This window comes from Paenibacillus pseudetheri, from assembly GCF_924513355.1.
Lineage (GTDB): Bacteria > Bacillota > Bacilli > Paenibacillales > Paenibacillaceae > Paenibacillus_AQ > Paenibacillus_AQ pseudetheri.
This window is the reverse complement of the sequence record NZ_CAKMAB010000007.1, coordinates 1-13,016: the sequence shown is the minus strand read 5'-3', so window position 1 is coordinate 13,016 and position 13,016 is coordinate 1. Positions and strand designations below refer to the sequence as shown.

The window sequence follows — 13,016 nt, the reverse complement described above, 5'->3', positions numbered from 1 at the left end:
CTGGAATGACACTATCCTTTGGTGGGGGAATCATGCATGAAAATGCCGCATAGAAAGGTAGAACGCTACTTCGGGAAGTTTTTTTCCGTAATGGTAGTCACGATTTTTCTGACAATTTCCATCCTGTCCATCATTCTTTATATGAATTTTGAGAAAATTGCGCTCCGCCAATCCTATGATCAGACGATGGATAGTCTGGCGCAGACGACTCAGGAAGCCTCCGTGATGGCTGTGACCGCCGCCACGTTCGCCAAGCAGATTTACAGCGATCAGAATGTCGCCAATCTGCTTAATTTTCCCGATGTCAGTGCGCTGGACATCGCCGTTTCCATCCGGCAGTTGACCAATTACCGTGAAACCTCGCCATTTATCGAGTCTATCTATGTTTACAATGCCGAGGCACGCACCTTCTATGTCACTTCTGATATGAACGTACCTTCAGTGTTCAGCGAGGCGGAATTTTACGATCAGGAGCTGCGCAACATGCTCCAGAATGTAAACGTTTACAACACGCTAATGCCGATTCCTCGCAAGTTGAGGATCGATGGGCTCGTCGGAAACATCGCTGAGCGGGAACGCGATACGTATACTTTTTTGCTATATGACACGCTCAGCAAGAAGTCGCGGAAGAATGCGGTCGTCGTCAACATCAAGGAGACGCACCTACATAAGCATATCGACGGTTCTTTAACGAATGATCCGACGAATACCTTTCTGATCGACGAAAACGGCACACTTGTCACGAACAGCTGGAAGACGCCGATGCTGAGCAGCCTTAAGGGCACGACGTATATAGACCGGATATTGCGAGATCCGGAGGGTTCCGGGTATTTTGCCGCTGAGGTCGATCATGTCAAATCTCTGATCACCTACAGCAGGTCTGACTATCTAGGCTGGAGGTATATACGCATTGTGCCTTATTCAGTAATCAGCCAGAATATCGACAGTATGCGGACCAAGACAATGATCGTTGCCGGAGGCATCCTGCTCGCCGGACTTGTGCTGTCTTCTCTGCTGTCCCGTCGGATTTTCAGCGGGCTCAACCACAAGCTCTCCCGGCTAGGTAAGCTGGAGACAGAGCAGCGGGAGAGTGTCCAGGCCATGCGCATGGATTATCTCCGCAGCCTGTTGAAGGGATATACACAGATGAACGCCCGGCATGCATCCGACCGGTTTGAACGGTACAGCATTCCGCTGGATCCTTTACAACCTGTCCGTGTCCTGCTGATCATGGTAGACGATCACCTGCTATTCGTGAACCGATACAAAGCGGAGGACCGCAAGCTGCTGATCTACGGAGTGCTCAACATTGTCCAAGAGCTGTTCGCTGCCGCTGGCATTCCCGCCACCGCAGCGGATATCGGGGATGAACAGGCGGCGGTGCTGCTTCAGATGTCCGGCGATGCCGAAGGTGACCGGGAGCGGTGCAAGGAGTCTGCTTCCTGGATTCAGACGGCGGTCAGCGAATATTTAAAGCTGTCAGTCACTGTTTCCTCGAGCCTGAGCGGCCCGAGTATTGAAGCGGTGCACGCCTTGTATCAGCAGGCGGTGGAAGCCTCATACAGCTGGGTGTTCAGCGGAGCCGGCAGCCATATCGAAGCCGAGGAAGTGGAACAGAACAAGACCAAACGTTATGAATATCCACTGCATAAAGAGAAGCAGATGATTGATGAGCTAATGCTGGGGCGGATAGCTGATGTAAGGCAGCTGTTCCGCGAGATCATTGTAGATACGGCTGCTTATACCTATATTTCCTACCAGTTTGCCGTTTCACATCTGACCTTTGCGCTGCAGAACGCGCTGAGGATTATCCGGTCACATTCACTGACGAACGAGGACTGGGAGTTCATTAATCTGCAGCTGTATATGCCGCACTCCCGGACTGAGACGATGGAGCAGTTCATTGAACGTTGTATGTCCCTATTTGATCAGTTGGAGAATCAGATGAATGAACGGAAGAAGAGCCGGCAGGATGAATTGCCGGGCCGGATCAAAAAAATTCTCGATGAACGTTATGCCGATCCGAATCTTTCTCTGGACATGCTGGCAGAGGAGCTTGGCATGTCCGCCACCTATATCGGGCGCGTGTTCAAACAGCATACGCTGCAGACGATACTAGGTTATATCCAGAAGGTGCGGATGAGCAGAGTGCGCGAGCTGCTGCTGCAAACGGATGCTCCCGTCGGAGAAATCGCAGAACGCGCCGGCTTCTCGAACAGCCCGTACTTTTTCAAAGCGTTCAAGAAGTACAACGGTGTAACGCCTGCGGAATACCGCAGAACGGGCCGGGGGCGAACAGATGATGACGGCGAAGAAGCAGGCATTGCAGCAGATTAGAAGAGAAGGCGACCTATGGCGGTAAAATCGCGCAGGATCGCCTTTTTTAACGTACAGAGGTAGCAAATAAGCAGTCAGTTCGGAAAAAATTAGTCTGCTTTTTAAGCAAAAAGTGAGTCATATCGCATATGGTAAGTTGCCCGGAAAGAGGCTGTCTCCTAGTATTGACCTTGAAGCCGGAAGTACCGGCGGAATATTCCAAACAGAAGGAGAAGGAGGCTGATTCGATGTCCGGAAAGGGCGGGATCATCCGGGAACTGCGTCAGAGCAAGACGCTCCTGCTGATGATTGCACCAACAATTGTGTTTTTCATTGTATTTAGTTACATCCCGATGATTGGCGTGTATTACGCCTTTACGAAGTTTGATTTTGACGGGGGGCTGTTTGGAAGCCAGTTTGTCGGGATGGAGAATTTCAATTTCCTGTTTAAGACAGGAGTACTGTGGAATCTGACCAAGAATACCGTACTGTATAATCTGGCGTTCATTTTACTGGGCAATATCATGCAGATTATTTGTGCCGTATTCCTTGCTCAACTGTCCGGCAAGCTGTTTAAGAAGACGGCCCAATCGCTTATGTTTCTTCCCTATTTTCTGTCCTGGGTGCTGGTAGGCGCGTTCGTCTACAACCTGTTCTCAGACCTCGGGGTAGTCAACAGCGTACTTAAGCAGATTGGACTTCATCCCTATGATTTCTACCTGCATACGGCGCCTTGGAAGTTCATTATTGTGTTCTTTAATATCTGGAAAGGGCTCGGCTACGGCACAGTCATTTATTTGGCAGCCATTATGGCGATCAGCGATGAATATTACGAGGCGGCGAAAATCGACGGGGCGACTATTTTTCAGCAAATCCGCAATATCACCCTGCCGTTGCTGAAACCTACCTTCATCCTGCTGATTCTGTTCAGCCTAGGCAGCATTATGAAGGGGCAATTCGATCTGTTCTATCAGATTATCGGCAGCAACGGTATGCTGTACGATGCCACAGACATTATCGACACGTATGTGTTCCGTTCCCTGACGGTCAATTTTGACATCGGGATGGGTACGGCAGCCGGCCTGTATCAATCCTTTTTCGGCTTCGCCTTGATCATGATCGTCAATTTCATCATCCGTAAGACGAACAAGGACTACTCCTTGTTCTAGAAAGGAGGTATACGCTTGAGTACTCAAGTCAATCAACTGGCCAAAGCGGATGCCTTCAAGGGCAGCCGGATCAAGCAGGATAAGGAAACCATAGTTTTTAATATCATCGGCTACACACTGTTGACATTCGTTTCCCTGATCTGTCTCATCCCCTTCTGGCTGATTGTCGCCGGTTCTTTTACCGATGAGCTGGAGATTATCTCAAAAGGCTTTCAATTTTTCCCGAACACGCTCTCGTTTGAGGCTTATAAGTCCGTATTCAGTACGCCGGAGCAAATTTACCGGGCTTACGGTGTAACGATCGGTGTGACCATCGCCGGCTCACTGCTGGGCATTTTCCTGACCTCGATGGCTGGATATGTCCTCTCCCGCAAGGATTTCGCAATGCGCAACGGCATTTCGTTCTTTATTTACTTCACGACTTTGTTCAGCGGCGGCCTAATTCCCTGGTATATTCTCATGACCAAAAATTTGGGGCTCAAAGACAGCTATTGGGCGCTGATTCTGCCTCCGCTGTTGAGTGCCTGGAACATTATCCTGATGCGCAGCTTCATGAAGTCGATCCCTGAATCCATTGTAGAGTCCGCCAAAATTGATGGCGCCGGTGATTTCAAGATCTACCAGAGACTGATTCTGCCGCTGTCGACGCCTGGACTCGCCACAATCGGGCTGTTTCTCGCACTCGGCTACTGGAACGACTGGTTCAATGCCAATATGTTCATTACATCGGATAGTAAATATCCGCTGCAATTCCTGCTCTATAAAATCCTGTCCAGCGCAGCGGTGCTGCAGACGAACAACGGGGCCTACCTGGCCGCTAATGTCGTGCCGCCGACGGAAACACTCAAAATGGCCGTTGCTGTGGTGGCGACAGGGCCAATTATCCTGCTGTATCCTTTCGTCCAACGCTACTTCGTGAAAGGGCTTACTGTTGGAGCGGTCAAAGGTTAGAACCGGCTTGCCGGCTAACATAGTGTTTTTTTTATAAGTAATAAAGGGCAAGGTCAGACAGGCTCGAAGCATTTAGCACATTAATTGAGGAGGAATCAAGTTGGGAAAAATCAAAAAAAGATGGACACTGCTCGTCTCGATCTCCATGCTGGCATCGTTGCTGGCAGGCTGCGGCGGATCGAATAACGGTGCGGCGGAAAAGAACAATCCGGCTACGTCCGGAGGCAATGCCAGTCCATCGGCAAGTGAGGCCACATCGTCGAAGGAACCGCTCAAAAAGGTAAAGCTGACCTGGTATCTGGTCGGCGATACGCATAAGGATATGGACAAGGTGTTGGCCGAATGGAACAAAATGCTGGAAAAAGACCTGAACACTACGGTCGATCTCAAGTTTACCACCTGGAACGACTGGCAGACTAAATATAATCTGCTGCTAACCTCCGGTGAGAAGATCGACATGATCTTCGCATCGAGCTGGGCAGATTTCTACAAGCTGTCCAAGCAGGGGGCGTTCCTGGATCTGACGAATCTGCTCCCTGAATATGCACCGGAAACCTGGGGCAATGTGCCGAAGGATGACTGGGGCTCCGTCACGGTCGGCGGCGGTATTTACGCGGTGCCGAATACGGTTCCGGAATACACTCCAGCCGGCTACGTCTACCGGGAGGACTGGCGCAAGGAATTGGGCCTGCCGGAGTTCACCGACCTGAATTCGATTGAGGCTTACATGGATGCCGTGAAGACGAAGAAGCATGTTACCCCGATCAATGGCTTGGTCTATGATAACGTGAAATTCCTATCCCAATACTGGAATGATTTCCAGATGATTGGCGGAAGTGAGGTGATCGCGGCCACTTCTTACGATACTCCGCGGGACATTCAAATCGTACCGTTTACCGACAAGTACGAAGCTTGGGTCAAGAAGATGAAGGAGTGGGCAGACAAGGGCTACTGGAACAAAAACTCGCTGTCCTCGAAGCAAGAAGCCGGCGATTTCATCAAGACCGGACAAGGAGCGATCTACTGGCGCAACCCGTCCAGCGCCGGAGGCTTTATTAATGAGGTGAAGTCCAAAAAACTGAATATGGAAATCAGCTACTTCCCATTCACCCGGTTCCACAATTATGTACTTCCGACGCTGCCAAGCTCGAACGCGATGGCTGTTCCGAAGAGCTCGGAGAATCCGGAGCGCACGCTGATGGTGCTCGATAAGCTTCGCAACGACCCTGTTTACTTTGATCTGATGACCTATGGGATCGAAGGCAAGCACTGGGCCAAGGGCAAGGACGCCAAAACGATTGTCATTCCGGCACCGGGTGTCGATCTCAATGTGACGCCGCGTTTCGATATCGCAAGCTGGGGCTGGCGCTATGAGCCCAACATGCTGAAAGAAGAAGGAGGCTGGGATGGCCTCGATAAGCTGAAGGAAGAATTCAAGCCGATCAGCAAACCGGATATTTTCGGACCGATTTATATGGATTATGATCCGGTTAAAACCGAGCTTGCAGCGGTCAACCAAGTGTTTGAGCAATACGGCAAGCCGCTGATGCTCGGGCTGATACCTGATGTGGACGCTGCACTCAAGACCTACCGCGACAAGCTGAAAAGTGCCGGTATCGAAAAACTCCTGACTTATGTGAAGGAACAATCGAATCAGTTTTTTGACGAAAAAGGAATTAAATAGAGCTTGAAATTATGAGGAACAGCGGCGGAGGCAATTTCGCCGCTGTTCCAGTTCCTATTCAGAAAAGAAAGGGGAATGTGGCAAAGCAGCAGATTACGGGATCTGCTCTGGACCGAGTCGAAGTCCGGCGAGGCGCGGTAAGAATCACCAGCAGCGGAGGTATGGACAGCGTGACCCCTATCGTCTTCCGCAAGCCGGATGGCGGGTACATGGCGGTAGTGGTCAACTGTACTGACCACCGTGATCTGGACTTCCGACTGCTCTACGAAGGCTGGCAGTTCACAGCGTCTCTGCCAGCTGGGATAGCCGGGACCTATTGCTGGGTGGCTGTACTGGACTAATCCCACGTTGTCGTCACATTTGCTGTTAACACTATAAGGGCATTTTGAGAAGTTCATATTATTCAGGGAGAGTGAACTGTTATGGCAATCAAAAAAATGCTGACTCTGGCAACTGTTCTGGCCATTAGCGTGCCCATGGGGGCGGTGTCCGCACCGCAACAGGCGCAGGCTGCAGGGGAAACCGTACAGGTATGGCTGTCCAACCCCAACACAAATACTTGGTTGGCAAGACAATCGGATGTCAAGTTCTCTGCGTCCAGCGCAGGTGCAGACTATACGATTACTGTCAATGAAGGAAGCACCTATCAGACGATGGACGGTTTTGGAGCTTCACTCACAGATTCATCCAGCTGGCTGCTGCAAAACAAACTGTCTACAGCCAAAAGAACCGAGGTCATGAATCAGCTGTTCAGCGCCAACGGCATCAACATCAGCGCCCTCCGCCAGCCAATCGGCGCGAGTGACTTCAACTGGGAGATGTGGACCTATGATGATACGAGCGGGAACAGTGATGATATGAACCTGAGCGCTTTCTCGCTCTGGCGGGAAGATGCCTATATCCGCCCTATGCTTAATCAGGCCTACAACGTTAATCCGGGCCGGATCAAGCTGTTCGCCGCCCCGTGGAGTCCGCCGGCCTGGATGAAGACGCAAAAAAGCCTCTACGGCGACACGGGCGGCACACTGCGTACCGATAGCTATGATGCCTATGCCAATTATCTGGTGAAATATCTGCAGCAGTATGCCGCACTTGGAACGCCGGTCTATGACCTTTCCCTGCAGAATGAACCGAAATTTGCCCCTCACTATCCCGGACTGCTAATGTCGGCCAGTGAACAAAGCAATTTGATCAATGTGCTGGGCCCGAAGCTGGCACAGAACGGGCTTAACACTCAAATTATGGCCTATGACCATAACTATGACGATATCAGCTACGCCTCGTCGGTGCTGGGATCTAGCGCATCTGACTATACACAGGGCAGTGCTTTTCATTATTATTCGGCCCTCAGCCATTCTAACCTGACCACGTTGCATAACCAGTATCCGGCCAAACGGATCTGGTTCACGGAAGGCGGCAGCGGAACGTGGATTGGCGGCGGCACGAATATGGGAATGTTCCAGGATCTGATGATGCATATGATCCGCTTCCCCAGAAACTGGGCAAAGTCCTATATCATGTGGAATGTTGCGCTGGATCAGAATGGCGGCCCCGCGCTCGTCGGAATTGATGCTGCCAACCGCGGCTTGCTGACCATCCGGTCTGACACTATGGACTCAGTGACCTACAACCCGCAATTTTACGGTCTGGGGCACAGCAGCAAATTTGTCGACCTGAATGCGTCCCGCATCGATTCGAACACGTTTCAGGACAGCATGGAGGACGTAGCCTATAAGAATCCGGACGGCACCATTGCTCTTGTGCTGTCCAACCGGCTCTCCAGCGCTAAGACCGTCAAGATTCAGTGGAATTCGCAGTCATTCACGTACATGGTTCCTGCCGGAGGCGCGATCACGTTCAAATGGTCGTCCACCTCGGCACCGGTGACCGGCGGCACCTATAAGATCTTGAGCAAAGCAAGTGAAATGTCCCTGGATGTGACTGGCGTTTCTACGGCGGATGGAGCGCTTGTCCAGCAATGGGAGTATACAGGCGGAAATAACCAGCGGTGGACGATCTGCGATGCAGGAAGTGGGTATGTCAACATCGTTAACGCAGCCAGCGGCAAAGCCCTGGATGTAATAAACGGCTCCACCACGGACGGTGCGGGCGTTCAGCAGTGGGCGCTTACCGGTACGGGAGGAAATAATCAGCAGTGGAAGCTTGAAGCTGCAGGTGGGGGCTATTATAAGATTGTGAATAAGAATAGCGGCAAAGTGCTGGATATTCCAGGCACTTCAACCATGAACGGTACCAAAATCCAGCAGTGGTCTTATACTGGAGCGGACAATCAGTTATTCTTCTTTGTAGCACCGTAAGGTTTGATTTGAATGTCAAAAAGCCCGACAAGCGCGGGCTTTTTGGTGTGTGTATGAAGACTGGATATACAGTTTAAGACTGCCATCCCCAGACTTGAGCTCATCAGGATTTCCGGCTGCTTTGCGAAGGATGGCTTGGTCTTTTTCTATCCCTATGTTTGTAGCATCAGTTAAATGAGAATAATTTCTCTGGCATCTTACTGTAGACTTTTTCATTCTGATCTTATAATAACTCTACCTCAATTGTGGTATTTATGTATATTACCTTTTAGGGGATTAATCTATTAAAAGGAGTAACCTGGGCTCTAGCTCCAGATTGCTCCTTTCTTGTTGAATGGAAATGTTAGATCAAGCGATATCCCGCAGGCAAAGTGCCGCTGCTGCGGATATTGCGAATCTGTTCGAGAGTTAATCTTTGATTAGTTGAAATAATGGATTCCACATCATTACCGGAAATGAAGTCGTCCAAATCACGGATGCTGTGGTTTCCACGAAGTACACGGAAGTTCCCTCTAAACACCCCTAAAGTTTTCTTCATTGTAAACGGTCAAGCGTGGGTTAGTCTGAGATACATGAACTTCTTTTTTCATTTGTCAGTCCTCCTTTGTTATTTAATCTATGTTCATTTCAATTTATGGTTTGGAAGATAGTCTAATAGAAAGCCCTTATTTTGCGTAATCCATAATTTCGGGCTTTACATCAACAATATATTAGTGTACTATTCAACTATAACACCGACACATTAAAACGAACTCATCAATAATCATAAGATGGCAGGGAGGATTACCATGAAGCAGGGAAGTAACGAACGCATGCAGGATTCAATCGTGCTGCAAATGAATGGGGTAAGTAAGATCATTAAAGGGAAATCCATTGTGGATAAGCTGACATTTGATATCCGTAAGGGAGAAATTGTTGGGCTATTGGGACCCAATGGTGCAGGGAAGACAACAACGATCCGGATGATGACAGGTCTAATACGGATGAGTGAAGGCGATGTGATCGTTCAAGGTCACAGTGTTAAGAATGATTTTAATAAAGCTATTGGACATATTGGAGCGATTATTGAAAATCCAGAGTTCTATCCGTATATGACAGGGCTTGATAATCTAAAGCAATACCAGAGAATGACAGATAATATTGAGGCCGGTAGAATTGAAGAGGTTGTGGAATTGGTAGGACTTCAGGAAGCAATGAATAAGAAAGTGAAGGCCTATTCGCTGGGTATGCGTCAACGTCTTGGGATTGCTCAGGCGTTACTGAACCGACCCAAGTTATTGATTCTAGATGAACCTACGAACGGTCTTGACCCAGCAGGAATACGAGAAATGCGTGATTATATGCGTAGGATTGCAGATGTTGAAGGGATTTCTATTCTAATCTCCAGCCACCTGCTGACTGAAATCGAACAAATTTGTCATCGTGCCATCGTGATTCAGAACGGCAAGCTGGTGACCGTTACAGCGATTGGAGGGGATCAGGAAGCAGCTGCAGAAGTGAAACTAACGATTCGCGTAGCCTCAGTTGAATCCGCAATAATCCTCTTGGGAAGGTTAGAATACGCAGAACTATTAACTATGGACAGTGCTCGTTCTGAGGTGACGGTAAGTCTGCATGACAGTAAAGTGCCAGAGCTAGTGTCTGCTTTTAGTGATAAAGGGGTAGGCATTTTCCGGATTACAGAGAATAAACAAAGCTTAGAAGAAGATTTCTTGAAATGGACTGGAGGGAACCGCATTGCGTAGCTTTAATAATTTGGTGGTTAATGAATGGCTCAAGCTCTCGAAGAAACGTACGTTTTTTGTGCCTTACCTGATATTAATTCTATTATCCCTGCTATTAGGTTACATTGTTCATTCTGCCTCACCTAATATGTTTGGATCAGCTTATGATTTTTCAGCAATGATGCTGCTTTCCCAAGGGATTGGGCAAGTGATTACCATTCTCGCAATCATCGGAACAGCGGGTATTGTCTCAAAAGAATATAGTCAGGGTACCATCAAATTCCTTCTAATCCGTGCGAGAAGTCGTACAGCAATACTTGCGTCTAAATATGCTGTTGTGTTGATTTACGCGTTCTCAGTGGCAGTTGTCGGCATGTTGGCGGTTTTTGCATCAGGCGCTTTGTGGTTTGGCTTGAGTGGTGGTGAAGCTGGTATTCGTGAGATGTTAACCAGTTTAATGTATAACTCAGTTAGTACAGTTGTATATTCAACACTTGCTTTTATGATCGGGATTTTGACAACATCTACGGGTGTTACAATTGGTGCTACAATGTTTATGCTGATGATAGACAAATTGGTTATTTTTCGTGAATTTTATAAATATGTATTATTCCCAAACCTAAATTTAGCTGCTTATGAAGGTGGAGGAGCACCTATACCTGGAATGACGCTGACCTTTTCCATTGTAATGCTGATCTTATACTCAGTTGTCTTTCTACTCATAGGCTTCTCCGTCTTTAGACGAAGGGATGTTGCTTAATCATGACAATCGAATTTGATAACAACCTGCCGATTTATATTCAGATCATGAATTACATTAAAGGAGAAATCGTCACAGGTAAGTTAAAACCAGGAGATAAAATTCTCTCGGTGCGGGAGCTTGCCAATGAACTGCAGATTAATCCGAATACAGTACAAAGAACCTTTCAGGAACTGGAGCGTGAAGAAATCGTGGAGACCCGGCGTGGAATGGGAAGATACGTCACTAGTAATGAAGATACTATTTTGACCATCAAAAAAGAAATGGCAAAGGATGTACTAGATCGTTTCATTCGTGGCATGCAGGACCTTGGTTTTCAAGGTGAAGATATTTTAGCAGCGGTAGCAGAGAATATCCGAAACAAGGATACAGAATAGGGGGATAAGCAGGTTGGAAAATATACTTGAGGTTCATAACGTTACAAAAAAATATAGATCCAAGCATGCCCTCCGCGGAGTATCCTTTAATCTGAATGCGGGTAAGATCACGGGACTGCTGGGTAGTAACGGCAGCGGTAAAAGTACACTTATGAAAATCATCGCCGGGCTGACACAGCCTACTTCCGGTCGTGTATCCATTATTGGAGGGGCTGTAGGCATAGATAGTAAAGCAGTAGTGTCATTTATGCCCGATAAGCCGCTTACAGAATCCTGGATGAATGTTAAGGATGCTCTAAAGTTCCAAAGTGATTTCTATCCGGATTTTGATCAGACTAAGGCTTCTCGAATGTTGGAGTTTATGAAGCTAAGAGCTCAAGATAAGGTAAAGGATTTGTCCAAAGGGATGAATGAACGTCTACAGCTTACACTTGCTTTATCGCGCCGAGCTAGCCTGTATTTACTGGATGAGCCAATCGGTGGTGTTGATCCAGTAGCTAGAACTAAAATTCTTAACGCGTTAGTAGAGTTTTATGAAGAGGACAGCACTATTCTCCTTTCTACTCATTTAGTATCGGATATCGAGCGGATCTTTGATGATGTGATTTTTATAAAAGAGGGAGAAATTGTGATGCATACTGCGGTAGAAGATATCCGGCTGCGCCAAGGTAAAAGCATAGACGAACTGTTCAGAGAGGTGTACGCAGAATGCTAAAGCTAGTGAAGTATGATTTTAGACAAGATAGGGATAAGTTTCTTGCTGTTTTTGTAATCGTAATTCTAGCGCAGATTGGGTTAGGGTTTACCAAATTACATGACTATGAAAGATTTACTATGAATGCTATAACTTATGTTATTGCAGGAATGATCCTTCTTGTCATGGCAGCACGAACCTTTTTTCATAATATAAATTCCTATAATCGTCGTCTAGTGCCTATAAGAACCCTAAATACAGTCCTTTCTCCATTAGTGCTCTATTTAGTTTTGTTACTGGGTATTATATTCGTAGCTTTGATCCATTTAGGTGTCTATATCTCGATGTATTCTACTTCATTTCTTCCGGAAAATTTCTGGACAGTGGGTTCACTAGTTCTCTTGCAAGTATATTGGTTTTCCGGTTATATGATGCTTACATTAATGTTCGCCATTACGGTTGCACGAAGCATAAAATTTAAGGGCCGAGTATGGATTGGGCTGGCTACTGCGTATTTGTTACAGAATGGAGTATCCTATTTGGAGAATTTGTTCTTCAAAAGTAACTTCACTGCCTGGGAAAGTTTATTCCAGTTTGAGATTATAAATGAGTCAGATATTCCAAATGGAATACAGCTTATACAGGGTCATGTGAATCTAGGTCCTATGTTGTTTGAATTAGTGATTGCAGTTCTTCTTATTGCAGCCATCATCAAGCTCGTTAAGAAAAGAGTGGAGTCCTAGCAAATGTGATATAGATTTGAGAACGGAGGCAGAGCGATTAAGCTTTGTCTTCGTTTTTATGTGACGGATTGTAATATGAAGTGCGACAGCTGCTAAGAGAATAAAAAAATAGCCCATGACTGATTCGTGTAGAATGAAGTTACCACACCACCCCTACATAAGGAGAATCAGAACATGAACTACACTCATTTTAGCATAATCGAACGTAGTCAGCTAGAAATCTTGCATCGTTTGGAATGGACCAACCGAGAGATTGGTAAAAAGCTTGGAAGACACCACT

At 47.4% G+C, this 13,016-nt stretch carries 12 protein-coding genes; 11 read left to right on the top strand and 1 reads right to left on the bottom strand.

Features of this window, described 5'->3' with window-relative positions; all coding sequences use genetic code 11:
- Nucleotides 1-36: 36 nt before the first annotated feature.
- From L1028_RS08250 to L1028_RS08225, 6 genes are all read left to right on the top strand, one after another.
- A complete protein-coding gene (locus tag L1028_RS08250) occupies nucleotides 37-2,337 on the top strand; it encodes an AraC family transcriptional regulator (protein WP_234532936.1) in 2,301 nt (766 codons plus the stop codon).
- Nucleotides 2,338-2,564: 227 nt separating this feature from the next.
- On the top strand, nucleotides 2,565-3,485 hold the full coding sequence (locus L1028_RS08245; protein WP_234532934.1) for an ABC transporter permease: 921 nt from the start codon (nucleotides 2,565-2,567) through the stop codon (nucleotides 3,483-3,485).
- 15 nt (nucleotides 3,486-3,500) lie between these two features.
- On the top strand, nucleotides 3,501-4,436 hold the full coding sequence (locus L1028_RS08240; protein WP_234532932.1) for a carbohydrate ABC transporter permease: 936 nt from the start codon (nucleotides 3,501-3,503) through the stop codon (nucleotides 4,434-4,436).
- Between the two features lie 100 nt (nucleotides 4,437-4,536).
- On the top strand, nucleotides 4,537-6,120 hold the full coding sequence (locus L1028_RS08235) for an extracellular solute-binding protein (RefSeq protein WP_341482504.1): 1,584 nt from the start codon (nucleotides 4,537-4,539) through the stop codon (nucleotides 6,118-6,120).
- Between the two features lie 11 nt (nucleotides 6,121-6,131).
- Nucleotides 6,132-6,461, top strand: coding sequence for a glycoside hydrolase family 30 beta sandwich domain-containing protein (locus L1028_RS08230; RefSeq protein ID WP_234532930.1), 330 nt, complete (start codon nucleotides 6,132-6,134; stop codon nucleotides 6,459-6,461).
- Nucleotides 6,462-6,542: 81 nt separating this feature from the next.
- The gene (locus tag L1028_RS08225; RefSeq protein WP_234532928.1) at nucleotides 6,543-8,438 is read left to right on the top strand and encodes an RICIN domain-containing protein; all 1,896 of its coding nucleotides are present in this window, start codon (nucleotides 6,543-6,545) and stop codon (nucleotides 8,436-8,438) included.
- 343 nt (nucleotides 8,439-8,781) lie between these two features.
- On the opposite strand, the gene L1028_RS08220 is transcribed toward L1028_RS08225, so the two are convergent.
- A complete protein-coding gene (locus L1028_RS08220) occupies nucleotides 8,782-8,976 on the bottom strand; it encodes a hypothetical protein (protein ID WP_423803027.1) in 195 nt (64 codons plus the stop codon).
- 250 nt (nucleotides 8,977-9,226) lie between these two features.
- Here L1028_RS08220 and L1028_RS08215 point away from each other — a divergent pair, with 250 nt between their 5' ends.
- From L1028_RS08215 to L1028_RS08195, 5 genes are read left to right on the top strand one after another with little or no spacing between them, the layout of a single operon-like run.
- Nucleotides 9,227-10,183: an ABC transporter ATP-binding protein gene (locus L1028_RS08215; RefSeq protein WP_234532926.1), complete on the top strand. Its 957-nt coding sequence runs from the start codon at nucleotides 9,227-9,229 to the stop codon at nucleotides 10,181-10,183.
- Nucleotides 10,176-10,922, top strand: a complete 747-nt coding sequence (locus L1028_RS08210; protein WP_234532924.1) for an ABC transporter permease — start codon at nucleotides 10,176-10,178, stop codon at nucleotides 10,920-10,922. The genes L1028_RS08215 and L1028_RS08210 overlap by 8 nt, the downstream gene beginning before the upstream one ends.
- Nucleotides 10,923-10,924: 2 nt before the next feature.
- Nucleotides 10,925-11,299 (top strand): GntR family transcriptional regulator, encoded by a 375-nt coding sequence (locus L1028_RS08205; protein ID WP_234532923.1) that lies wholly within the window; start codon nucleotides 10,925-10,927, stop codon nucleotides 11,297-11,299.
- A gap of 13 nt (nucleotides 11,300-11,312) precedes the next feature.
- Nucleotides 11,313-12,014 (top strand): ABC transporter ATP-binding protein, encoded by a 702-nt coding sequence (locus L1028_RS08200; protein ID WP_234532921.1) that lies wholly within the window; start codon nucleotides 11,313-11,315, stop codon nucleotides 12,012-12,014.
- Complete coding sequence (locus tag L1028_RS08195) at nucleotides 12,008-12,736, top strand: hypothetical protein (RefSeq protein ID WP_234532920.1); 729 nt, start codon at nucleotides 12,008-12,010, stop codon at nucleotides 12,734-12,736. The genes L1028_RS08200 and L1028_RS08195 overlap by 7 nt, the downstream gene beginning before the upstream one ends.
- Nucleotides 12,737-13,016 lie beyond the last annotated feature (280 nt).